The organism is Skermanella rosea (assembly GCF_016806835.2).
Lineage (GTDB): Bacteria > Pseudomonadota > Alphaproteobacteria > Azospirillales > Azospirillaceae > Skermanella > Skermanella rosea.
In genome coordinates this window covers 3,898,912-3,920,343 of sequence record NZ_CP086111.1, presented here as the reverse complement: position 1 = coordinate 3,920,343, position 21,432 = coordinate 3,898,912, and the positions used below count along the sequence as shown (strand labels likewise).

The following is a 21,432-nucleotide window of genomic DNA, read 5'->3' as shown; positions in this document are numbered from 1 at the left end:
CGGCTACCCCTGTGACGGGGCTGCTGTCCTGATCACTCCCGAAAGTACCCAATAAACGCCGCACAAAACGGGATAGTTGAGTCCCAGCCTCCAAACCCTTACCTTCGGCATAGCCTGCCACCCCGATCCCGGTGCCGCCCGCCATGCTGAATGCCCGCATAGAACTTGCCGGCACCGCCCTCAGATGCTCCGACCTCGACCGCCCCGGCGCCAAATCGTCGCTCAAGCCCCTGCCGCCCGACCGGCTGGAGCGCTTGCGCCGCTGGGCCGCCGACTATGACCGCGCCGTCCGCGCCGACCAGCCGGCCAGCCTCCCCGCCATCGGGCGCGACATCGCGGCCCTGCTGGACGACGGCGACGGCTGGCTGGAATCCTGCCTCCGCGAGAGCACCGGCGACATCGCGCTGGAAATCCGCGTCCCCGCCGACCCAGCCGACCCGGACGAGCAAGCCCTGGCCGCCGCCCTGCTCGACGTGCCGTGGGAGCTGCTGACATCCCCCGGCAGGACCGGCCCCGCGCTCCTGCTCGATTTCCTGGCGCTCGACGACGCCCGCCTGTTCCGAGTCGCCCGCCGCATCGGCCCTCCGCCCCCCGACACCCCCCGGCCAGCGCCCGCCGCCCCCGGCGACCTGACCCTCCTGTTCATGGCCGCCGAGGTCGAAGGCCAAGACTCCCTCGACTACGAGCGGGAGGAAGCCGCGATCCTCGACGCGACCGCCGGCCTCGACCGCTTGAACCTGCTGGTGGAGGAGAGCGGCGGCGTCGCCGGCCTCCATGACCGCCTGGCGCAGGCCGGCGCGGTGGAGGCGCTCCACATCACCGCCCACGGCGACATCCGCGACGGCGAGCCCTTCCTGGCGCTGGAAGCCCCCGACGGCACCCTCGACCCGGTCGGCGTCGGCAAGCTGCGCGCCGCACTCGGGGCGGAGGAACGCTGCCCCCGGCTTCTTGTCCTGTCCGCCTGCCGCACGGCGGAGGACGCCGGCGCCGCCGGTTCCCTCATCCGGCGCATGGTCGTCGGCGGCATTCCCAACGCGCTCGGCTGGGACGGATCGGTTTACGACACCGACGCCACCCGCTTCGCCGCCGCCTTCTACGGCGAACTGTCGGCCGGCCACACCGTCGCCGGGGCCGCCGCCCTGGCCCGCCGCTCCCTGCTCCAGGCCCACGCCGCCGACCCGAACACCGGCAGCCACTGGCATCTGGCGCGCGTATATCTCGGCCCGGACGGCGGCGCCCCCCTGTGCGACCCGCAAGCCGACCGGAGGGAGTTCGACAACGACGCCGGCATCGCCGAATTCCTCGACCGCAAGGGCGAACGCGTCCCCGTCGCCACGGCGGCCCAGTTCGTCGGCCGCCGCCGGCAGATCCAGCGGACCCTGCGCGCCCTCGGCTCCGCCCGCACCCATGCGGCGCCGGCCGGCGTGCTGGTCCACGGCCTGGGCGGCGCCGGCAAGTCAAGCCTTGCCGCCCGCGTCGCCAACCGGATGCGCGACCACCGGACCGTCGTCCTGGTCGATAGATACGACCCCGACGCCGTCCTGTACGAGCTTGAACAGGCGCTTGCCCCCGACCAGCGCGCGCAGTTCCGCGCCGGCTGGGCCGCCCGGGTCGCGCAGGACCCCGACCTGCTGAAGGACGCCCTGGAAAGCCTGCTGAAGGGACCCTTCAGCGGCCGTCCCGGGACACAGAAGATCCTGCTGGTGATCGACGACCTGGAGCAGCGCCTGAAGCATCCCGAACCCGGCGAGGCCGCGACCCCCTTCCGGACGGCCCTGGACAAGACGGTGTTCGGCGCCATCATCGCCGCCTTCCGCGACGCCCGCACCACCGCCTCGCGCCTGCTGGTCACCAGCCGCTACACCTTCGCCCTGACCGACCGGCGCGGCCGGGACTTGGCCGCCTGCCTCGCCACGGTCCCGGTGCCGCCCCTGGACGAGGTCCAGCGCCGCAAGCAGATGCGCGCCGCCGCCCGCCTCGTCGGCCGCGACGCGCCCCCGGCCTCCGGCGACGAGCTGGAAAGCCGCATCCTCCAGGCCGCCGGCGGCAACCCCGGCCTCCAGCGCGACCTCGCCGCCCCGCTCCTCGCCGGCGACCTCGCCGCCGCCGAGCGGGAGGTCGCCACCGTCGAACGCTATCTCCGGACCGGCGAAATCCCCGCCGACACCGCCACCGCCGCCGAATTCTTCCGGCGTGTCCGCCCCGAAGAGTTCCGCGCCATGCTGACCGGGGCCGAGACCACCCAGCTCCGCGCCGCGACTCTGTTCACCCTTCCTGTTCCCCTGCCGGTCCTGGAAGCCGCCGGTACCGCCGCCGGCATCGCCGATCCCGCCGCCGCCCTGGCCCGCCTCCAGGGCCTGGGCCTGCTCGACCGCGTCGAGGCGCCGGGGGCTGCCGCCGAAGCCGCCTGCAACCCCCTGGTCCGCCCGCTGGTCCCGGCGCTGACGGAAGCGGACGCCGCCACCCTGGCCGCCGCCGCGATCGGGCCGCTGGCCGCCGCCTGGACACGCAAGGACGGCGACCTGCCTTGGGACTACCGCGGCCTGGAAACCGCCCGCCTTGCCCTTTTGGGGAAGGCACCGAGCGACATCCTCACCAGGGCGGCCCACGCCGGCGGGCGTTTCCTGTTCCACGCCGCCCACGATGCCCGATCGGCGCTCGGTCTGGTCCGATCCGCCCTGGCCGCGTCGGACGACCGGAAAGCCGCCCCCAGCCTCCACCTGCTCCTGCTCGGCACCCAATGCGCGGACCGGCTCGGCGAAGCGACGCTGCTGGACGCGCTGCTGGACCGCGCCCTGGCCACGCCCACGGACGATTTGTCCACCCACGCCATGCTGCTGGCGCAGGCTGCCGAGCGCCGCCGCCAAGCCGGAAACCCGGCCGAGGCCGAACGCCTCCTCGGCGAGGCAAAGGCGCATTTCGAGAAACTGGGCGACGTGCGCTCGCGTGCCGTGACCATGGGCAAGATCGCCGACATCTTCCAGGCGTGCGGTGAGCACGAGGAGGCGCTGCGCATCCGGCGCGAGGAGGAGTTGCCGGTCTATGAGCGGCTGGGCGACGTTTACTCGCGCGCGGTGACGATGGGCCGGATCGCCGACATCCTCCAGGGTCGCGGCGAGCACGAGGAGGCGCTGCGCATCCGGCGCGAGGAGCAGTTGCCGGTCTATGAGCGGCTGGGCGACGTGCGCTCGCGCGCGGTGACGATGGGCCGGATCGCCGACATCCTCCAGGGGCGCGGCGAGCACGAGGAGGCGCTGCGCATCCGGCGCGAGGAGGAGTTGCCGGTCTATGAGCGGCTGGGCGACGTGCGCTCGCGCGCGGTGACGATGGGCCAGATCGCCGACATCCTCCAGGGGCGCGGCGAGCACGAGGAGGCGCTGCGCATCCGGCGCGAGGAGGAGTTGCCGGTCTATGAGCGGCTGGGCGACGTTTACTCGCGCGCGGTGACGATGGGCAAGATCGCCGACATCCTCCAGGGGCGCGGCGAGCACGAGGAGGCGCTGCGCATCCGGCGCGAGGAGCAGTTGCCGGTCTATGAGCGGCTGGGCGACGTGCGCTCGCGCGCGGTGACGATGGGCCGGATCGCCGACATCCTCCAGGGTCGCGGCGAGCACGAGGAGGCGCTGCGCATCCGGCGCGAGGAGGCACTGCCGGTCTATGACCGCCTGGGCGACGTGCGCGAGCGCGCCGTGACCATGGGCAAGATCGCCGACATCCTCCAGGCTCGGGGCGAGCACGAGGAGGCGCTGCGCATCCGGCGCGAGGAGGCACTGCCGGTCTATGACCGCCTGGGCGACGTGCGCTCGCGCGCCGTGACCATGGGCGGGATCGCCGACATCCTCCAGGCTCGGGGCGAGCTCGACGAGGCGCTGCGCATCCGCCGCGAGGAGCAACTGCCGGTCTATGACCGCCTGGGCGCCGTGCGTGAGCGCGCCGTGACCATGGGGAAGATCGCCGACATCCTCCAGGCTCGGGGCGAGCTCGACGAGGCGCTGCGCATCCGCCGCGAGGAGCAACTGCCGGTCTATGACCGCCTGGGCGACGTGCGCTCGCGCGCCGTGACCATGGGGAAGATCGCCGACATCCTCCAGGCTCGGGGCGAGCTCGACGAGGTGCTGCGCATCCGCCGCGAGGAGGAACTGCCGGTCTATGGCCGCCTGGGCGCCGTGCGCTCGCGCGCCGTGACCATGGGGAAGATCGCCGACATCCTCCAGGCTCGGGGCGAGCTCGACGAGGCGCTGCGCATCCGCCGCGAGGAAGTTTTGCCGATTTTTCGGCAGATGGGAGACATCCACAGCGTTGCATACATTCTGCACCAGTGCGCCATTCTTCGGATTGAGCGCGGAGTATCCGATCAAGAGGATTGGAAGATCATTGCCGACGAGTTTGCGGAAAGCTTTGCCATTTCCCGCCATCTTGGGCAGGCTGACTTCCTGGCTGAAATTGGATTCCATTTCGGGCAGTTCCTTTCCGCTTCCGGCAACCGCGAAGCCGCGCTGACTGTGCTTGATGAGGCTGTTGCAGCCGCCGAAAAACTCCGTTGGCAGGACCGGGTGGCGGAGATTCGGCAGCTTCAGGAGAAGATCCGCGGAAGTGGCGGATGAGACCCGGGCGGGTCGGCAGCACCGCTCCGGGATGGTCCGCGCCCGCCCGATCCGAAACAGCTCTGCCCGGCTGTTCGCTGGCAATTCAGCATAAATTCCTATACACTGCGTCGGTGCCGCGATTGCCGTCGCGACCGGGATCTTTGAAGCATGAATAAGAAACAGGCCGGGGCGGTTCCGTTCCCTCGCGGATGGCCTGCGCCGGTACCCACGGATCATGACATTTGTTTACATCACCCCGGGAGGCGCGCAGTCCATTACCGCCCTTGGTCGCCCGTGACCGCGTGAACGGCAACTGCTGGTTCGCCGGAAAATGTAGGTCGAGTAGAGCGAAGCGGCACCCGACACCAGCGCGCCGGCTTACGTCGGGTGCCGCTTCGCTCTACCCGACCCACGGGCGATATGTGGCGCGGATTTTCTTCACGCGCGGGCATGGCCCGCGTATCCACACGCAAACCAACGCAATAGAGCTCGCGCGTGGATGACCGGATCAAGTCCGGTCATGATGAAGGGGGAGAGCTTCGGCCCGTCCCGGGCATCTTCCGCCCCACGGCAATCACCGTTCCGGACGGCTGGAGTTGGCGTTGGAGTGAACCCCTAGACTGAGACAGGGCGAATGATGACATCTGCTGACATCAGGACGGGGGAGCAGCGATCGAGAAGCCGTCGCTCAACCCCCGACCCGACGGGCAACCGCCCCGGAAAATGATGACACATGATGACATAACCGGGGGAGGGGGCGTCATCATCACCCTCCCGACGCGCATCCCGCCCGCGCGCACGTCCCGGAACCCGGTCCCCACGGTTGACACACCCGCGAAACCGGTCCAGTGTCGCGCTTCCTCGCGCCTGCGAGGCGGCCGAGCAGGGAAGCTGGTACCTCCCCGACCCGGCCTGACCACTCATCGACTTAAGGGAGTCGACTCATGGCTGATCGAGCCAATAGCACACCCACGGCCGTTTCGCGCCGGTTCATGTTGACGTCGGCGGCAAGCCTCCCCCTCGCGGCCCTGCCCACCGCCGCAACCACCGCCCCAGCCGCCGCCACCGCCACCGCCCCGGCCCCGACCGGAGAACTGGCGGCGCTCCTGGCGCGCCACCGCGACGCCGACCTCCGCCTCCAGGCGCTGGCGGCGGAGATCGTCGCCGGTCTCGCCCGAATGCCGGCCTGGGCCCGCCCCGGTGTCCGTCCCTCGGGCGAGCCGTGCCGCTGGCCCGAATGGCACCGGTCGGAGCTGGCCGCCCACGGCCTGCCCGGGACCATGCCGCTGCGGATGTCCCTGGGCGACCTGGAGGAGTTCCACCGGCAAAGCCTGCGGGAGGCTCCCGCCGACTTCGCCGCCCTGGAGGAGCGCCACCGCGCCCGCGTCAATGCCTGGATCGCCAAGCGGCACCGCCAGCGGACATGGGGCCGGCGCCTGGGCATCGACCACCTGCGCCAACAGGTCAACGAGATCGCCTTTCTCAAGCACGGAGTCGAGCGCGCCATCCTGGACCTGCTGACCGCCGGCCGGTTCGACGCTTAACGCACCGCGCCGCCGCCCCCTCACGCCCCCGGCGGCGCGATGCCGGCTTCCAGCGCCATCCGGACAAGCTGGGACAGGCTCCGGGCCTGCATCTTCTCCATCACCCGCGCGCGGTGGATCTCCACCGTGCGCGGGCTGATGTCCAGCTCGTACGCGATCACCTTGTTGGCATGGCCGGCCACCAGCCCTTCCAGCACCTCGCGCTCGCGCGGGGTAAGCTGCGCGATCCGCTGGGCGACCTCCGGGTTCGCGGCGGGGCGGAGCTGGAGGGCGCGGCGCACGGTCTCGATGATCGCCTCGTCGTCGAACGGCTTCTCGACGAAATCGACCGCCCCGGCCTTCATCGCCCGGACCGCCAGGGGAACGTCGGCATGACCGGTCATGACGATGACGGGAAGCTGGCTGTTGCCGGCGTTCAGCGTCTCCTGCACCTGGATGCCGTCCATCTCCGGCATCCGGACATCGACCAGCAGGCAGCCGGCCTCGGCCGGGGCCGGCGAGGCCAGGAACTCCACCGGGGAGGCGAAGGCTTCCACCGTGAATCCGGCGGATTCGAGCAGGATCTGAAGGGAGTCGCGGACCGCGTCGTCGTCGTCGACCACGACGACGGTTCCCGGCCGACCGTGTTCAGGCATCATCCGTGTCCTCCGGGCGGGCAACCTCCACCGTGAAATGGAACGTCACGCCCCCTCCGGGGTTGGGCGTGACCCACAGGCGCCCGCCATGGGCATCTATGATCGAGCGGCAGATCGACAGGCCCAGGCCCATCCCCTTCTCCTTGGTGGTCACGAAGGGCTGGAACAGGTTGGCCGCCACCACCGGGGCCAGACCCGGCCCGGTATCGCTCACGCTGACCTCGACCAGGTCGTCGTGCGTGACCGCGGTGGCGATGACGAGGTTCCGGACGGGGCTCAGGGCAAGCGACTCCATGGCGTTCCGCACCAGGTTCAGGACCACCTGCTGGATCTGGATCTTGTCGATCCACACCGCCGGGGCGTCCGGCGTCAGGTCGAAATGGACCCGGATATTGTCCTGCTTGGCGCCGACCAGCGCAAGGGCGCTCGCCTCCTCGATCACCTTGTTGATCGGTTCGGCGGTGCGGTCGGTCTGGCCCTTCTCGATGAAGTCCCGCATGCGGCGGATGATCTGCCCGGCGCGGGTCGCCTGGGCGACCGCCTTGTCCATGGTCTCCAGCACCTTCACGCCCGGCTTGTGCTCCGCCGCGTCCATCATGCGGCGGCACGCCTTGACATAGTTGGTGATGGCGGTCAGCGGCTGGTTCAGCTCGTGCGCCAGGGTCGAGGACATCTGGCCCATGGCGCTGAAGCGGGAGACGTGCAGCAGCTCCGACTGAAGGTCCTGCAGCCGCTTCTCCGCATGCTGGTGCTCCGTCAGGTCGCGGACGAACCCGGTGAACAGCCGGCGCCCCGCCAGGGTGACCTCGCCCACCGCCAAGTCCATCGGGAAGGTGGTCCCGTCCGCCCGCTGGCCGACGACCACCCGGCCGATCCCGATGATCCGCTTCTCCCCGGTCGTCAGGTAATGGTCCATGTAGCCGTCGTGGGCGGCGCGGTAGGGGGCCGGCATCAGCATGCTGACATTGCGCCCCACGGCGTCGTCGGCGGCGTAGCCGAACAGCCGTTCCGCGGCCGGACTGAACGATTCGATGATGCCGTGCTGGTCGATCACGATGATCGCGTCGGGCACCGTCTCCAGGATGGAGGTGAGGCGGGCCTTCCGTTCGAGCAGGACGGCCTCCTGCTGCTTGCGCTCGGTGATGTCGCGGATGATGCCGATGAAGATGCGGTCCTCGTCCGCCCCGGCCTCGCCGACCGACAGTTCCATCGGGAAGACGGAGCCGTCCTTGCGCCGGCCGTGGACCTCGCGGCCGATGCCGATGATCTTGCGGTGGCCCGTCTCCCGGTAATTCCGCAGGTAGCCGTCGTGCTCCTCCCGGTAGGGATCGGGCATCAGCATCTTGACGTTCCGGCCCAGCACCTCCTCCGGCGCATAGCCGAACAGTCGCAGGCACGCCGAATTGCAGGTCTGGATGCTGCCGAACCGGTCGATGATCACGATGCCGTCGGGGGCGGTGTCGATCAGGGCGCGCAGCTTGTCGTCGTCGGCTGCGGGAATTGGGTGCTTGTCCACGGGATGCATGCTCTGGGAACTCGGTCTTTCGCGGATCGTACCAGAAAAGCTGGACAAAATGGTCTATTCAACTCGTCGCAAATGCAAATACTTGCCCGTCGCCCGAGCGATGGGAATTGAAGTTTTCCGCCCGGCTGCTAAACCTTGTCCGCAAGATTCGGACCGCCGCGCGACGATCAAGGTTGCGGTCAAGGAAATGGACTGGGAGGTTCCACGCTCATGAAGGTAACATATTGGATGGCCGGTGCCCTGGCCCTCGCGCTCACGGCGGGGTCGGCCCTGACGGGGGCCGCCCGGGCGGAGACGACGCTCCAGCTCGGCCACCCCACGGCCGCGACCTCGCACTACGGCGTGGCGGCGTCCACCCTGGCCGACGAGCTGGCCCGGCGCAGCAACGGCAAGTTCAAGGTCGTCTCGACCCCCAACGGCGCCGAGCGCGAGATGATCGAGAGCGCGCAGATCGGCACGCTCGACCTGGTGGTCACCTCGACCGGCCCGGTCGGCAACTTCGTGCCGGAAGTGGCCGTGGTGGACATCCCGTTCCTGTTCAAGGACTACACCCACGCCCGCGCCGTGCTCGACGGGCCGATCGGCCAGGACATGCTGAAGCTGTTCCCGGACAAGGGGATCGTGGCGCTGGCCTGGGGCGAGAACGGCTTCCGCCACATCACCAACAGCAAGCGCCCGATCAACGACCCGGCCGACGCCAAGGGGCTGAAGGTCCGCACCATGGAGAACCAGGTGCACATGACCGCCTTCCGCCAGCTCGGCGTGCTGCCCACCCCGATGGCCTTCACGGAGGTGTTCACCGCCCTCCAGCAGGGCACCGTGGACGGGCAGGAGAACCCGATCCCGGTCATCACCGCGTCCAAGTTCGCCCAGGTCCAGAAGTACCTGACGCTGACCGGCCACGTCTATTCGCCGGCCATGATCCTGATGGCGCGCTCGACCTTCGACGGGCTGACCGCCGAGGAGCAGCAGATGTTCCTCGACTCGGCCGCCGTCGCCGCCAAGGCGATGCGGGAGAAGGTCGCCGCGGTCGAGGCCACCGGCGTGGAGGAGCTGCGCAAGGCTGGGATGGAGGTCATCACCGACGTCGACCGCGCCAAGTTCCAGCAGGCGCTGGAGCCGGCGTACGCGGAATATTCGAAGCGGTTCGGCAAGGAGACCATCGACCGCATCCGCAACTATGCGCCCTGATCGTCGGGCTCCATGATCCGGATCTTCCTGGCGATCGAGGGGGCGCTGAACCGGGTGATCGGGCACGCCGCCGCCGCCTGCCTGGTGGTGGCGGCGGTGTCCGCCTTCTACCAGGTCGTCACCCGCTTCGTCTTCGAGCAGCCTTCGACCTGGTCGGAGGCTCTTACCCGTACCTGCCTGATCTGGATGGTCTTCCTGGGCATCACGATCGCCTTCCGGCACGGCGCGCTGGTGGCGGTCGACCTCGCCTACAGGGCGGCCTCCGGACCCTGGCGGACGGCGCTCCGCGGCTTCATCACGCTCAACAGCCTCGTCCTGCTGGGCGTCATCCTGTGGTTCGGCGTCCAGATGGCGTGGCGGGTCCGCTTCCAGACCCTGGCCGGGCTGGAGATCTCCATCGCCTGGGCCTACGCCGCGCTGCCGGTCGGCGCCTTCTTCTCGCTGCTGGCGGTGGTCGCCCATTACCTCGACCGGCGCGACGTCGTATTGGAAGGGGCCGCCGGATGAGCACGACCATCCTCGTCACCATGCTGGTGCTGTTCGCGCTCAGCGTCCCGATCGCCATCTCGATCGGCATCGCCAGCGTCGTCGGCATCGCGGGGTTCACCAACCTGCCGCTGCTGCTGGTCGCCCAGCAGCTTTTCGTGTCGCTCGACCGCTATCCCCTGGCGGCGATCCCCTTCTTCATCCTGGCCGGCAACCTGATGGAGGTCGGCGGCATCTCGACCCGGCTGGTCGATTTCGCCAAGTCGATCGTCGGCGGCGTCCAGGGCGGGCTCGCCTGCACCTGCGTGCTGACCTGCATGATCTTCGCCGCGGTGTCCGGATCGAGCGTCGCCACCACCTTCGCGATCGGCGCGATCCTGATTCCCGCCATGGTGAAGCACGGCTATCCCGCCCCCTTCGCGGCGGCCCTCCAGGCGACCTCGGCCGAACTGGGCGTGATCATTCCGCCGTCGATACCGATGATCCTCTACGCGGTCTCGGCGGAAGTCTCGATCGGCGAGCTGTTCATCGCCGGCATCGGTCCGGGCATCCTGATCGCCGGGGCGCTGACCGCCTTCGTCTATGTCTGGTGCCGCATCAAGGGCTACGGCCGCGACGACCAGGACGGCCGCCTGAGCTTCACCGCCGCCGTCCGGCGCTCCGGCTTGGCGCTGCTGATGCCGGTCGTCATCATCGGCGGCATCTATGGCGGCGTCTTCACCCCGACCGAGGCGTCGGTGGTCGCGGTCTTCTATGCCCTGGTGGTGGGGCTGGTGATCTACCGCGAGATCAGGGTTTCCGATCTGGGGCCGATCCTTCGGAAAAGCGTCATCTCCTCGGCGATCATCATGTTCATCATCGCGACGGCCGGCCTGTTCAGCTTCCTGATCAACCGGGCCGGCATCCCGGTCGCGGTGGGCGAGTGGCTGGTGCAGTCGATCGACGGCGCCGTGATGTTCCTGCTGGCGGTCAACGCCTTCCTGTTCGTGCTCGGCATGTTCGTGGAGACCTCGGCCGCGATCATCGTGCTGGCCCCGATCCTGGCTCCCGTCGCGGCCCATTTCGGGATCGACCCGATCCATTTCGGGCTCGTGATGGTGGTCAACCTCGCCATGGGCATGATCACGCCGCCGTTCGGGGTCAACCTGTTCGCCGCCTGCCAGGTCGCGAACATCCCGCTCGACCGGATCGTCAGGCCGCTGCTCCCCTTCGTGCTGGTGATCCTGGGCTGCCTGATGATCGTCACCTTCGTGCCCGACGTCTCGCTGGTGTTCCGGAACCTGCTGTACTGAACCGCCGTTGAGGCGGCATGGGTCAGCATCCGGTCTATGTCGGGTGTGCCGGCTGGTCGATCCCCAGCCGGCACGCCAGCCTCTTCCCGGCGGAGGGAAGCCATCTGGAACGTTACGCGCGCAGCCTGCCGGCGGTGGAGATCAACAGCTCCTTCTACCGGCCGCACAAGCCCGAGACCTATGCCCGCTGGGCGGCCTCGGTCCCGGACGGGTTCCGATTCGCGGTCAAGGTGCCCAAGCAGATCACCCACGAGCGCCGGCTGGCCGATCCCGCCGAGCCGCTCGACCGGTTCCTGGGAGAGGTCCGGGAGCTGGGCGACCGCCTCGGGCCGCTGCTGGTCCAGCTGCCGCCGAGCCTCGCCTTCCGGCGCGACGCGGCCGAGGGTTTCTTCGCTCTCCTGCGCGATCGTTTCGACGGCGGCATCGCCTGCGAGCCGCGGCACCCGAGCTGGTTCAACGACGGTCCGGAGGCCCTGCTGGAGCGGTTCCGCGTGGCCCGCGTGGCCGCCGATCCGGTCGCGGTTCCCGGCGGCGAGGCGCCGGGCGGCTGGGGCGGCCTGATCTACCGCCGGCTCCACGGCTCGCCCGAGATTTATCACACCGACTACGGGCCGGAGCGGCTGGGCGCCGTGGAAGCGGCCCTGCGAAGGGATTCCGCATCGGCGCCCGCCTGGTGCGTGTTCGACAACACCGCGCTGGGCGCCGCTCCCCAGAACGCCTGCGCCGTCTGGTCGGAACTTTGTTCAGGCCAGCGAAACCCGCGACGATTATAAGGTTGACCCGGTATCGGGCGCGCGCGATCAATGGCCGCGCCAAGGGGCACCTTCAGACAGGCAAAGCAGATCAGCATGAGCGACTTTCAGCATTCTTCCGACAGCCAGGCATCGAAGCTGGACAGTGCCCTCGCGCGCATCGATCAGGTGATCGACAGCGTGTCGAAGAAGCTGGACGAACAGCGTTACGAGCACCGCACCGTGGTGGAGGAGCGCGACGCCGCGCGGACCGAACTGGACGAGCTGCGCCGCCGGTACGACGAGCTCCAGGCCAAGGCCGACCATGCCGCCGACCGCATCGAGGTCCTGATCGGCATCGTCGAGCGCAGCTTCCCCGACCTCGCCCTCTCCGTGACCGAAGGCGGCCAGCAGGACGGGGAGCATCACGGCCATCACCACGAGGGCCACCATCACGACGGCCATCACCACCACGAGGGTGGCGGGGAGCATCAGCCCCAGCAGCATTCCTACGGGTACTGACCGCCCGTCCCGGACGGCGCCCGGCGGCCGCCCCACGCGGCCGCCGGGGGACTCGCGCATTGGTTTATCCCCCGATTCCGGCGGGGGTGGGGCAGGGGCCATGCGGGAGGATTTTATTGACCGGAAACCCCAAACGATATTATGAACTTATATCCTCGTCTTTATAAGCCCGTTGAACCATGCCGATACCGACGCCGCCCCCTGAAGATCCGGCCCGACTTCTTCGCGGCCCAGTTCCTCGCGGCATGGTCGTCGGGATCGCCATCGGTATCGCCGCGGCGCTGCTGAGCGGCTGCTCCAGCTCGCCTTCGGACCGCACGGGTCCGGCGGCGCAGGGCGGCTACGCCGGCGGCCTCGCGGGCGATCCCTGGGCCTCACACATCGCGGAGGCGTCGCAGCGGTTCGACGTGCCGGAACCCTGGATCAGGGCGGTGATGAAGGTCGAGAGCGGCGGCCGGACCCACATGAACGGGCGCCCGATCGTCAGCCGGGCCGGCGCCATGGGGCTGATGCAGGTCATGCCTTCCACCTACGAGGAGCTGCGCATCAAGCACGGGCTGGGCTCCGACCCGTTCGAGCCGCGCGACAACATACTGGCCGGCACCGCCTACCTGCGGGAGATGTACGAGAAGTTCGGCTCGCCCGGCTTCCTCGCCGCCTACAATGCCGGCCCCGGCCGGTACGGGGAATATCTGACCGGCGACCGCGGGCTGCCGTCGGAGACCCGGAACTACGTCGCGATGATCTCGCCGCAGATCGACGGCATCCACCCCTCGCGGCGCGTCACCGACACGATGTATGCCGCGGCGACTCCTCCGGCCATCCAGCCCCGGACCATCCCGTCCAGGACCGTGGTCGCGGTGGCCGCTCCGCCGCCGCGCGCGCGCCCGGTCGTTACCGCCAGCGCCGCCCCGGTTCCGATCGCCCCGATCCCGGCGGCACCCATCCAGCAGGTCGCCATGGTTCCGGCCGGCGGCCCGGCCGGGGATTGGGGCATCCAGGTTGGCGCCTTCCGCTCGCCGACGGAGAGCAACAAGGCGGTGGAGGATGCGCGCCGCGCCGTTCCCGACCTCCTGACCCCGGCGCGGGTCTATGTCATGGAAGTCAATACGCCGGCCGGACGCCTCTACCGCGCCCGGCTCCTCGGCGTCACCTCGGCGAGCGCCGACCGGGCCTGCGCGCGGCTGACCAGCCAGGGCTCGGCCTGCATGACGGTCTCCCCTTCCTGAAACCGGCTACGGCGCGACGGGGCAGGGCACCCGCGGATTGTCGTGCATGCGGAACCGGCCATAGACCGGGTCGTCCGTCGTCACGCACAACGTGAAGCCGCCGGGCTTCAAGCCTCGTCCCGGCACGAGCGTGATGACGAAGCCGGAGAAGCGCAAGTCCGGATCGCCCACGACGGAAACCACGTCCGGCCGTTCCACCCGGCGGGCCGCGACCCCGCGGACGTCCAGGTCGCTGTGGATCCGGACGGACCCGGGAAGCCAGGTTTCCGGCGGCCCGGCGGGAGCCGGCGACAGCAGGCCCCAGCCCTCGATCACGATCTCCGGGCCGATCGCGATTCGGTCGATGTGTCCCGCGATCGTCAGGCCGGCCACCGGGCCGGGCGGCTCGGCCAGGACGATGGCCGGCGGCGGCCCGTCCTGCGCCACGGCTCCGGGCAGGCTACCGCACGGAACCAGGAGGGCGGCGACCGCCAGGAAGCGCAACCGGGAAAACATCGTCGTCTGGAGCCATGCCGCCGCTGAAGTGTGACGACATGGCTGCCAGAAACCGATGAAGGCGGGGTAAACGCCGCTCCCGGCTCGTCAGTAGCGGTCCCAGCCGGCCGGGGCGCCCGCCATGCCGCCGAGCGACCCGGCGAGGGCGCCGAGCACCAATGCCAGGAACGACCACAGGGCCGCCGACGACACCGTGTCGGCGGTGGCTTGCGCCGCCTGGGTGGCCTGCTCGGCCGTCTGGGCATATTGCTGGCGCAGGTTGTCGATGGTCTGCCGGGCCTGTTCCTGGGGAATTCCGGCCTGTTCGGCAAGGCGGGTCGCGGCGGACTGCAACTCCTCCTGGGAGACGTCGCCGCGGGCGATCCGGCTCAGGGTGTCGAGCGCACCCTGCGGCAGCGATCCGCCCTCGGGGGCGAGCAGGGCGCGGGCCTGTTCCTGGATGCCCTGGGCCGTGCCCGGATCGGTCTGTCCCGCCGCCTGGGTCGCTTCCTGCGTGGCGGTCGAGAGCGCGTTGCCGACGACCGAGAAGGTGCCCCCGATCAGGCTTCCGACCGCGCTGGTCAGCAGCCAGAACAGCAGCAGCGTGGCGATGCCCCAGGTGATCAGGCCGTGCAGCGCGCCGTCGACCCGCGTCGGCATGCCGGCCATCCGGCCCGCCACCCAACCGCCCGCCGCAATGGAGATCAGGGCGCTGACGATCCACCACAGGGTCGCCGCGATACCCAGGGTGGAGGCCTGCGGCGAATCCGCTTGGGCAGGATCGATGGTGGTCAGCCCGATGCCGATGCCAAGGATGGCCAGCACGAGATTGAGCGCCAGCGCCACCACCACGCCGGCGAAAACCGCCGACCAGGCGATGCGGCGATACTCGATTATTTCCGTTCCGGCGACGGGGGCGGCCGATCCGCCCCAGGTCCCATAGCTGTCCTGATACCGTCTGCCTTGCATATCCTTCGATCCTTCCCAATCATTCCGTTCGATGCCGGGCGTGCCGCGGGACCGCCGTTCAGCGATCCTTGCCGCGCCGGGCCGTGAAACGCCTGGCATAGAGGCGGCTGCCGGCAATGGCAGCGATGCCCAGTCCGGCCACGGCGCCCAGCGCCGCAAGGTTCGGCCGGGTGGCATATCTCTTGACCACGTGGGTCAGGGTGCGTTCGATCTGCTTCGGGCGCTCGGGGTCGAGGAGCCGGGCCTCGACCACCTGCTCCTGGACCTCGTTCAGTTCCTCGATCTTCAACGGGACAAGCGTCCGCCCCTCCTCGGACCGCAACCCGTCGATGACCTCGACCAGGGACTGGCCGGCGGCGAACCGCTCCTCCACCGTCGCGATGGACACGCCCAGGTGTTCCGCGATCAGGTCGTTGCGGAAGTTGGTCACGGCTTCCCGGATCCGGTCGGCGGCATCGTCGCCCTCGATCGCCTCGATCGCGAGGTCGCATTCGGTGTCGAAGCCCATGGACCGGTTGTTGAGGTTGGACGAACCGACCCGCAGGAACCAGTCGTCGACCGCGACCACCTTGGCGTGTACATAGATGTCCGTCCCGGCCGCGTTGACGGGGTAGTAGATGCGGAACCGGCCATGGCGATCCTCGTCGCGGATCTGCCGCACCATCATGGACCGTGCGGTGTCCATGGCGGACTGCTCCAGCCAGCCGTCGGCCGTCATCGGGTTGACGATGACGATCTCCGGGCCGTCCGGCTCGCGCAGCCGCTTGATGATGGCATCGCGGATCGCGTGCGACGCCATGTACTGGCTTTCCATGTAGACCGTATGCTTCGCGGCCATCAGGGCTGCGAGGTAGAGCCGCTCGATCTCGCGGACTTCTTCGAACTTGCCGTGGCGCGGCGAGGTACGCGCGATCGAGATGGGGATATCCCGCAGGGTCACCTTCAGCCGGTCCGGCCAGGGGTCGAGCTCGCCGGGCGGGGGCGGTGGAAGCCGGGCTCCGGTGGCGCGGAACCAGCGTTCCCGGGCCAGTTCGCCGAGGGCGCGGGCCGCGTCCCCGTCCACCGCGGTGGTGACGTCGTGGAACGGGCCGTAGGGCGACCCGTCGGGCAGCCGGCGGTGCTCGTCGTCCGGCGCGTGGTCGCGGGTGTCCCAGCGCGAGTCGGTCATGTCGATGCCGCCGCAGAAGGCCAGCGCGTCGTCGATCACGATGATCTTCTGGTGGTGGGCGGCCCCGGCCGGATGCTGGGCGTCCAGCCGGAAATGGATGCGCCGCTGCGTCATCAGGTCGAGCGCCAGGATCGGCAGGATCTGGCGGCTGAGCGTGAACAGCAGCGCCATGTCCCATTTCAGGATATAGGCCTGCAGCCCCGGCCGGCTGTTCACCGTGTGCTTCAGGAAGGCGCCGAGCTCGTCCGGTTCCTCCACGTCGGGGTTGCCCTGGTCGAGCTTGAGCCGCAGGTCGAAATCCCAGCCGATCATGTAGATCGAGTGACGGGCGCGGGCGATCGCCGATTTCGCCGCCGCGAAATAATCGCAGGCATCGATGATCAGGGCGAGACGGTTGGCCTTTTCGGTGCGCCAACAGGTTCGGCCTGGAACAAGAATCGGTCTCGTAACTGACATGGCTGGACTCTGGTCTTGTTTTTGGCCGGAACGGTGAGCGGTGTTCGTTAAACTCCCCAACCGCTTTGTCGTTCCTTTTCCTTCGCTGATCGGCGATCGCAGTACTTCGAAATCGAATTTTTGTGGCACGCCCGCCATAGGGAACGTTTGGATTTAGATACAATTAACGATTATCTGGACATTAAATGCAGTGGCCGATAGGGTGGTGTCCATGAGCCCTTTTACAGCCATCGAGCAGAGCCGCCAGGACGGTGTCTTCCTTTCCGGGTGGCGATTTCCCCGGCAGGCCAACGTCAGCCTGAAGCGTCTCCACGGGTATTGGCTGTCCCGATGCCCGCCCGGCATGGCGCTGCCCCGGCGGCGCGACATCGATCCCGCCGACTTTCCGGCGCCGCTGCAGAACATCCTTCTGCTCAACGTGCATGACGGTGAGCCCTGGTTCACCCACCGCGTGGCCGGCGCGAAGCTGTCCTGGCTGCTGCGCCGCCCCATGACCGGGCAGCCCTTGGGGGCCGGCCTTCCCGAGGCCCAGCGGCTTTCCGCCGTCGCCCGGGCGAGGGAGGTCGTGCTGACCCAGGAGCCACGGTACCGCTCGGGCGACCTGGGCTGGTGCGGCCGGGACTACCTGAATTTCGAGGAGCTTCTGCTGCCCTTGGCCGGGCCGGATGGCTCCACGGCCATGATCCTCGGCATCCTGATGGTGCTCGACCCCCACGGCCGGGAGTGCTGAAGTGGCTGGGGCGGCCGGCCGGGCCGGGTCGTCAGCCCCTCTCCCCGGAAACGATCATCGCGTGCAGGTGGAGCGCGCAGATGCCTTCGACCGACAGGGCGGCGAAATGCGCGGTGACCGCCGCGTCCAGACGTTCCCGGATGTCCGCCGGTGCCGCCGAGATCCGGGGCGCGAAGGCCATGTCCAGCGAGGCGCGCCAGAACGGCTTTTCCAGCGGCACCCGGGCGGTCGGGCGGAGCGACTGCTCCGAAACGTTGCGCAGTCCGCTCTCCTCCATCAGCCGGGCAAGGGTTCCCGGCTGGTCGAAGCGGAACAGGGGAGCCAGGGCGTTGGTCGGGTCCGGGCCCAGGATCTCCGTCACCGCCTGATCCAGTTCGCGGAACAGGGTGTTGTCCGCCAGCGGTCCCCAGACCATGAAGGCCGCCTTGCCGTGGGGGCGAAGGACCCGCACCGTCTCGGCCAGGCACGCCCGGGTGTCGGGTACGAACATGATGCCGAACCGGCAGGTCACCCGGTCGAACTGCCCGTCCGCGAACGGCAGGGCCGTCATGTCGCCGACGGTGAACCGCGGCGGCGGCCCGTCGAAGGCCGACGCGCGCCGGACGGCGCCGGCCAGCATCGCCTCGACCAGGTCCACGCCGTGCACGCTCCCGCCGGGACCCACGCGCTTGGCGGCACTCAGGGCCGGCTCCCCGGCGCCGGACGCGAGGTCGAGCACGGCCTCGCCCGGCATCACGCCGCACGCGTCGAGGAGCGGCAGGTTCAACCGGTCGGCCATGTCCGCCATCGGGTCCGACCAGCGGTCCCAGGCCGGTCCGCTGGCGGTCCAGCGCGCGCGTTCAAGGGCTGCGTCCGGCAGGACTTGGTGCTGTGTGGTCACGTTCATACCGACGGTTGGGAGGGGGAAGACGGTCGGCAGGGTAACGCTTGGGAACGGCTCAATGCAGCACCCGGTCGTCGTCGTCCATCATCACGCCGTCGTCCTCGGCGTCGACGCGGGCCGACAGTTCGGCGAGCCGGTTGCTCAGCCTGCGGTTCGCGCGGACCAGTGACTGGATTTGCGCCTGGGCTTCCCGCAGTTCCTTCTGGACGGTGGCCATGTTCTCGGTCACCTTGCGTAGGGACTTGGCCTGGCGGGTCGATGCGTCCGAGATGCCGCGTCTCAGGTGGCCGCGCAGATCGTGCACGGCGATACCGATCACGAGGACGAAGACCGTCCCCGCCGCGGCGACGGCGATGCCGAGAGTGACGAGCCAGTCCATGAGCTGCCTCCCGCCCGGTTGCGCTTCGCGCGGGAGTATATCAGCTTCGGTCCGGCGCGTCGTGGGCCGCGAAGGTCCCGCGACGCTTTCGGCCGACCACCGCGGGCCGGCCCGCGGTGGTCGGCGATCCGCCGTCAGATGACCTTCGTGAGCGGCCGGGCCGGTGCCGCCGCGGTGGCGAAGTCCGCCAGATGGGTGCCGAAGGCGCGCAGGACGGGAGCGAAGCGCTGCATCAACTCGTCCGTCACGTGGGCGTCGGTCTTCAGGATGATGCCGGGCGCCTGCGACATCAGCTTCTGGGACCGCATCGGGCCGATCTTCTCGTCCAGGAACATCGCCAGTCCCATGATGACGCCAAGGCTGGTTTCGTCAGGCTTGGCGGAATCGGCGAGAACCGTGTGCAATTCCTCGAGCAGGGCATAGGTCACGATCGAAGTCCGTTCGATCACGTCGTCTTGCTGCACCATGGGGCTGACCCTCTGGGGAGTAATACTGTTCAAGGCCTGACGTTAACTATCCTCTGTAACCAAACTGTTAATTTCCTGCCGAAGCGATCCGCGCATTGGTATGGGGTGGGGGCAGGCACCGGACATCGGTCAGCCTCCATCCGCTGTTCTCGGCGATCCAGTCGCGCAGCCGGACGGCGCCGCCCAGATGGCAGGCGGTAGCGTTGGTGATCTGGGGCAGGGGAAGCTCTTGTCGGCGGCACTCCGCCGGATTGCCCGTCAGACAGGCGACGACCAGGAGGACATAAGGCATGTAACGTCTGACCCCGCGTTCTGGTTCCAAAAAATATTTTGTGGTTAAATTCGTTTAACCAGAAAACCGCGGGAGTCGGCAACATAAATGCGTCAGCGCCGCCAGCGCGACGCCCTGATTTCCAGGGGCTGTAGCACGGCGAACTCGATGAACTGCACGACGATGATGAACGCCGCGGTATAGGCGAGGATGCCGGTGACGTCGAACAGCTGGAAAAGCACCTGCAGCTGGAAGCCCATGCCGTTGCTGCGGCCCAGCAGCTCCACGACCAGGACGATCTTCCAGATCAGGGCGAGGCCCGAACGCGCCGCCGCCAGCAGGAACGGATAGAGCTGCGGCAGGACGATGTGACGCAGGGTCTTGGCCGGACCGAGCCGATAGGCCTCGGCCATTTCCAGGTAGTCGCGGTCCAAGGCGCGGGCGCCCTCGCGCAGGGTCACGACCACGTTGGGGATCTTGTTGACGGCGACCGCCGAGATCGCCGCCGCCTCGGTCAGGCCGAACCAGACATAGGCCAGGATGATCGTCACCAGCGCCGGGATATTCAGGAAAAGCACCAGCCAGCCGTCCAGCAACCGGTCGAGCAGGCGGAGCCGGCCCATTGCGATCCCCAACGCCGTCCCGATCGCCATCGCGATGACGAAGCTCGCGCAGACCCGCCCGAGCGTCACGGCGAGGTCGAAAAGCAGCCCGCCCCGCAGGACCTCGTCCACCAGGCGCGCGGCGACGGCGGCCGGCCCGGGCAGCAAGCGGCTGGCCGCCGCGATCGATGCCGCCTGCCACAGCGCCACCAGGACCAGGAGCGACAGGATGTGGGCCGGCAGGCGGCCCACCTTCGACAAGGTCATCAGAAATCGAATCCGGTCCAGAACGTGCCGGGGGCGAGGCGCGGGGAATCGCCGACCAGTTCGCGGCCGCCGAGCTTCGCGAGGATCTCGTAGACGCGGGCCGCGTCCTCCCGCTCGGCATCGCTCCAGGCGGTCGGGATGCCGTCGCGGTAGCCGTCGCGGAGCGCCAGCAGCGTCGCGTCGTCCTCCGCCCTGGTCAGGGGGGCCAGGCGGCGCCACTCCGCATCGCTCTCGCGCATGATCGCCTTGGCCTTCAGGGAGGCGCGGAGGAAGCCCCGGACCGCTTCGGGATCGGCCTCGGCCCAGGCGTCGTGGAAGACGTAGCCGATGATCGGCACGTCGGTCCGGATCCCCAGGTCGCGGGCGATCTCCTCGACCGTGACGACCCGGCGCAGGCCCGCGGCCTTCAGCCGGGCCGTGAAGTTCCAATAGTTGAGGACGGCCTCGACCCCGCCGCCGCGGACCTGCTCGTTGAGCAGCGGCGGCGCTCCGAACACCTTCTCGCTGTCCTTGTCCGGATCGAAGCCGTGCTGCTGCAGGGTCAACGCGCGCAGCATCAGCCATCCCTTGTCCAGCGGCCCGCCGGCCACCCCGACCCGCCGGCCCTTCAGGTCGGCCAGCGACCGGATCGGCGAGTCGGCCGGGACCATGACCGAACCGGCCGCCGTGGAGTAGGGGGCGAAGGTGAAGTCGGCGCCTTCTGCCCGCTGCCGGGAAACCCACAGCCAGTCCGACACGATCACGTCGACCGCGCCGCCCTGGAGCGCCACCTGCGTCGCCTGGTTGCTGGCCAGTTCGACGACCTGGAGATCGATGCCTTCGGCCGCGTCCAGTCCGTGATGCTTGATGGTGTCGAGTTCCCAACTCACCGTGCCGAATTTCAGCACGCCCACGCGGACCGGCGGGGTCTCGGCTGCCGCGGCTTGGCCCGGTCCCTGGAACTGGGCGCCGAAAAGCAGGCACACCACCGCGACGAGGCTGGTGACGAGGTGTCGCATGGACCGGTTCCTCCCGATTTTTTCGAT

21 protein-coding genes are annotated in these 21,432 nt (G+C 69.1%); 10 read left to right on the top strand and 11 right to left on the bottom strand.

Features of this window, described 5'->3' with window-relative positions:
* Window positions 1-143: 143 nt before the first annotated feature.
* Window positions 144-4,604, top strand: a complete 4,461-nt coding sequence (locus JL101_RS18275; RefSeq protein ID WP_203097054.1) for a CHAT domain-containing protein — start codon at window positions 144-146, stop codon at window positions 4,602-4,604.
* A 926-nt stretch (window positions 4,605-5,530) separates the two neighbouring features.
* Entirely contained in the window at window positions 5,531-6,130 is a 600-nt protein-coding gene (locus JL101_RS18270) for a hypothetical protein (protein WP_203097056.1), read from the top strand.
* Between the two features lie 20 nt (window positions 6,131-6,150).
* Here the strand turns inward: JL101_RS18270 and fixJ are convergent, their stop codons facing one another.
* Window positions 6,151-6,768, bottom strand: a complete 618-nt coding sequence (gene fixJ / locus JL101_RS18265; protein ID WP_201078754.1) for a response regulator FixJ — start codon at window positions 6,766-6,768, stop codon at window positions 6,151-6,153.
* The gene (locus JL101_RS18260; RefSeq protein WP_228434941.1) at window positions 6,758-8,281 is read right to left on the bottom strand and encodes a PAS domain-containing sensor histidine kinase; all 1,524 of its coding nucleotides are present in this window, start codon (window positions 8,279-8,281) and stop codon (window positions 6,758-6,760) included. Before JL101_RS18260 ends, fixJ begins: the two co-directional genes overlap by 11 nt.
* A gap of 7 nt (window positions 8,282-8,288) precedes the next feature.
* Here JL101_RS18260 and JL101_RS18255 point away from each other — a divergent pair, with 7 nt between their 5' ends.
* The 7 genes from JL101_RS18255 to JL101_RS18225 all read left to right on the top strand — a co-directional run bounded on the left by JL101_RS18255 (window position 8,289) and on the right by JL101_RS18225 (window position 13,741).
* On the top strand, window positions 8,289-8,504 hold the full coding sequence (locus JL101_RS18255) for a hypothetical protein (protein WP_203097060.1): 216 nt from the start codon (window positions 8,289-8,291) through the stop codon (window positions 8,502-8,504).
* Window positions 8,501-9,481 carry a TRAP transporter substrate-binding protein gene (locus JL101_RS18250; protein WP_228434940.1) on the top strand — a complete coding sequence of 327 codons (981 nt, stop codon included), beginning with the start codon at window positions 8,501-8,503 and terminating at the stop codon, window positions 9,479-9,481. The genes JL101_RS18255 and JL101_RS18250 overlap by 4 nt, the downstream gene beginning before the upstream one ends.
* Before the next feature lie 12 nt (window positions 9,482-9,493).
* On the top strand, window positions 9,494-9,988 hold the full coding sequence (locus JL101_RS18245) for a TRAP transporter small permease (protein ID WP_203097062.1): 495 nt from the start codon (window positions 9,494-9,496) through the stop codon (window positions 9,986-9,988).
* Window positions 9,985-11,259 (top strand): TRAP transporter large permease, encoded by a 1,275-nt coding sequence (locus tag JL101_RS18240; protein WP_203097064.1) that lies wholly within the window; start codon window positions 9,985-9,987, stop codon window positions 11,257-11,259. The genes JL101_RS18245 and JL101_RS18240 overlap by 4 nt, the downstream gene beginning before the upstream one ends.
* A gap of 17 nt (window positions 11,260-11,276) precedes the next feature.
* The gene (locus tag JL101_RS18235) at window positions 11,277-12,032 is read left to right on the top strand and encodes a DUF72 domain-containing protein (RefSeq protein WP_203097066.1); all 756 of its coding nucleotides are present in this window, start codon (window positions 11,277-11,279) and stop codon (window positions 12,030-12,032) included.
* Between the two features lie 75 nt (window positions 12,033-12,107).
* The gene (locus JL101_RS18230; protein ID WP_203097068.1) at window positions 12,108-12,512 is read left to right on the top strand and encodes a hypothetical protein; all 405 of its coding nucleotides are present in this window, start codon (window positions 12,108-12,110) and stop codon (window positions 12,510-12,512) included.
* A gap of 245 nt (window positions 12,513-12,757) precedes the next feature.
* The gene (locus JL101_RS18225; RefSeq protein WP_203097070.1) at window positions 12,758-13,741 is read left to right on the top strand and encodes a lytic transglycosylase domain-containing protein; all 984 of its coding nucleotides are present in this window, start codon (window positions 12,758-12,760) and stop codon (window positions 13,739-13,741) included.
* A gap of 6 nt (window positions 13,742-13,747) precedes the next feature.
* Here JL101_RS18225 and JL101_RS18220 read toward each other — a convergent pair whose 3' ends face one another.
* From JL101_RS18220 to JL101_RS18210, 3 genes are all read right to left on the bottom strand, one after another.
* Window positions 13,748-14,236, bottom strand: a complete 489-nt coding sequence (locus tag JL101_RS18220) for a hypothetical protein (RefSeq protein ID WP_203097072.1) — start codon at window positions 14,234-14,236, stop codon at window positions 13,748-13,750.
* Window positions 14,237-14,323: 87 nt separating this feature from the next.
* Window positions 14,324-15,184, bottom strand: coding sequence for a hypothetical protein (locus JL101_RS18215; protein ID WP_203097074.1), 861 nt, complete (start codon window positions 15,182-15,184; stop codon window positions 14,324-14,326).
* Window positions 15,185-15,242: 58 nt separating this feature from the next.
* The gene (locus JL101_RS18210; RefSeq protein WP_203097076.1) at window positions 15,243-16,808 is read right to left on the bottom strand and encodes a phospholipase D-like domain-containing protein; all 1,566 of its coding nucleotides are present in this window, start codon (window positions 16,806-16,808) and stop codon (window positions 15,243-15,245) included.
* Window positions 16,809-17,019: 211 nt separating this feature from the next.
* Here JL101_RS18210 and JL101_RS18205 point away from each other — a divergent pair, with 211 nt between their 5' ends.
* The gene (locus tag JL101_RS18205) at window positions 17,020-17,538 is read left to right on the top strand and encodes a PAS domain-containing protein (protein WP_203097077.1); all 519 of its coding nucleotides are present in this window, start codon (window positions 17,020-17,022) and stop codon (window positions 17,536-17,538) included.
* Between the two features lie 31 nt (window positions 17,539-17,569).
* On the opposite strand, the gene JL101_RS18200 is transcribed toward JL101_RS18205, so the two are convergent.
* The 6 genes from JL101_RS18200 to JL101_RS18175 all read right to left on the bottom strand — a co-directional run bounded on the left by JL101_RS18200 (window position 17,570) and on the right by JL101_RS18175 (window position 21,405).
* The gene (locus JL101_RS18200) at window positions 17,570-18,418 is read right to left on the bottom strand and encodes a class I SAM-dependent methyltransferase (protein WP_228434938.1); all 849 of its coding nucleotides are present in this window, start codon (window positions 18,416-18,418) and stop codon (window positions 17,570-17,572) included.
* A 58-nt stretch (window positions 18,419-18,476) separates the two neighbouring features.
* On the bottom strand, window positions 18,477-18,800 hold the full coding sequence (locus JL101_RS18195) for a hypothetical protein (RefSeq protein WP_203097079.1): 324 nt from the start codon (window positions 18,798-18,800) through the stop codon (window positions 18,477-18,479).
* A 134-nt stretch (window positions 18,801-18,934) separates the two neighbouring features.
* Window positions 18,935-19,267, bottom strand: coding sequence for a hypothetical protein (locus JL101_RS18190; RefSeq protein ID WP_203097081.1), 333 nt, complete (start codon window positions 19,265-19,267; stop codon window positions 18,935-18,937).
* A gap of 67 nt (window positions 19,268-19,334) precedes the next feature.
* A complete protein-coding gene (locus JL101_RS18185) occupies window positions 19,335-19,559 on the bottom strand; it encodes a hypothetical protein (RefSeq protein ID WP_203097082.1) in 225 nt (74 codons plus the stop codon).
* A 92-nt stretch (window positions 19,560-19,651) separates the two neighbouring features.
* Window positions 19,652-20,407, bottom strand: coding sequence for an ABC transporter permease (locus tag JL101_RS18180; RefSeq protein WP_203097083.1), 756 nt, complete (start codon window positions 20,405-20,407; stop codon window positions 19,652-19,654).
* Window positions 20,407-21,405, bottom strand: coding sequence for an ABC transporter substrate-binding protein (locus JL101_RS18175; protein WP_203097084.1), 999 nt, complete (start codon window positions 21,403-21,405; stop codon window positions 20,407-20,409). The genes JL101_RS18180 and JL101_RS18175 overlap by 1 nt, the downstream gene beginning before the upstream one ends.
* Between the last annotated feature and the right edge of the window lie 27 nt (window positions 21,406-21,432).

Excerpts from the sequence above, each read along its gene's own strand:
- JL101_RS18240 (WP_203097064.1), top strand. The coding sequence starts at position 9,985 with ATGAGCACGACCATCCTCGTCACCATGCTGGTGCTGTTCGCGCTCAGC.
- JL101_RS18270 (WP_203097056.1), top strand. The coding sequence starts at position 5,531 with ATGGCTGATCGAGCCAATAGCACACCCACGGCCGTTTCGCGCCGGTTC.
- JL101_RS18195 (WP_203097079.1), bottom strand. The coding sequence starts at position 18,800 with ATGGACTGGCTCGTCACTCTCGGCATCGCCGTCGCCGCGGCGGGGACG.
- JL101_RS18215 (WP_203097074.1), bottom strand. The coding sequence starts at position 15,184 with ATGCAAGGCAGACGGTATCAGGACAGCTATGGGACCTGGGGCGGATCG.
- JL101_RS18230 (WP_203097068.1), top strand. The coding sequence starts at position 12,108 with ATGAGCGACTTTCAGCATTCTTCCGACAGCCAGGCATCGAAGCTGGAC.
- JL101_RS18210 (WP_203097076.1), bottom strand. The coding sequence starts at position 16,808 with ATGTCAGTTACGAGACCGATTCTTGTTCCAGGCCGAACCTGTTGGCGC.
- JL101_RS18180 (WP_203097083.1), bottom strand. The coding sequence starts at position 20,407 with ATGACCTTGTCGAAGGTGGGCCGCCTGCCGGCCCACATCCTGTCGCTC.
- JL101_RS18185 (WP_203097082.1), bottom strand. The coding sequence starts at position 19,559 with ATGCCTTATGTCCTCCTGGTCGTCGCCTGTCTGACGGGCAATCCGGCG.
- JL101_RS18175 (WP_203097084.1), bottom strand. The coding sequence starts at position 21,405 with ATGCGACACCTCGTCACCAGCCTCGTCGCGGTGGTGTGCCTGCTTTTC.
- JL101_RS18225 (WP_203097070.1), top strand. The coding sequence starts at position 12,758 with ATGGTCGTCGGGATCGCCATCGGTATCGCCGCGGCGCTGCTGAGCGGC.
- JL101_RS18220 (WP_203097072.1), bottom strand. The coding sequence starts at position 14,236 with ATGTTTTCCCGGTTGCGCTTCCTGGCGGTCGCCGCCCTCCTGGTTCCG.
- JL101_RS18250 (WP_228434940.1), top strand. The coding sequence starts at position 8,501 with ATGAAGGTAACATATTGGATGGCCGGTGCCCTGGCCCTCGCGCTCACG.
- JL101_RS18190 (WP_203097081.1), bottom strand. The coding sequence starts at position 19,267 with ATGGTGCAGCAAGACGACGTGATCGAACGGACTTCGATCGTGACCTAT.
- JL101_RS18255 (WP_203097060.1), top strand. The coding sequence starts at position 8,289 with ATGCTCTGGGAACTCGGTCTTTCGCGGATCGTACCAGAAAAGCTGGAC.
- JL101_RS18245 (WP_203097062.1), top strand. The coding sequence starts at position 9,494 with ATGATCCGGATCTTCCTGGCGATCGAGGGGGCGCTGAACCGGGTGATC.
- fixJ (WP_201078754.1), bottom strand. The coding sequence starts at position 6,768 with ATGATGCCTGAACACGGTCGGCCGGGAACCGTCGTCGTGGTCGACGAC.
- JL101_RS18275 (WP_203097054.1), top strand. The coding sequence starts at position 144 with ATGCTGAATGCCCGCATAGAACTTGCCGGCACCGCCCTCAGATGCTCC.
- JL101_RS18235 (WP_203097066.1), top strand. The coding sequence starts at position 11,277 with ATGGGTCAGCATCCGGTCTATGTCGGGTGTGCCGGCTGGTCGATCCCC.
- JL101_RS18205 (WP_203097077.1), top strand. The coding sequence starts at position 17,020 with ATGAGCCCTTTTACAGCCATCGAGCAGAGCCGCCAGGACGGTGTCTTC.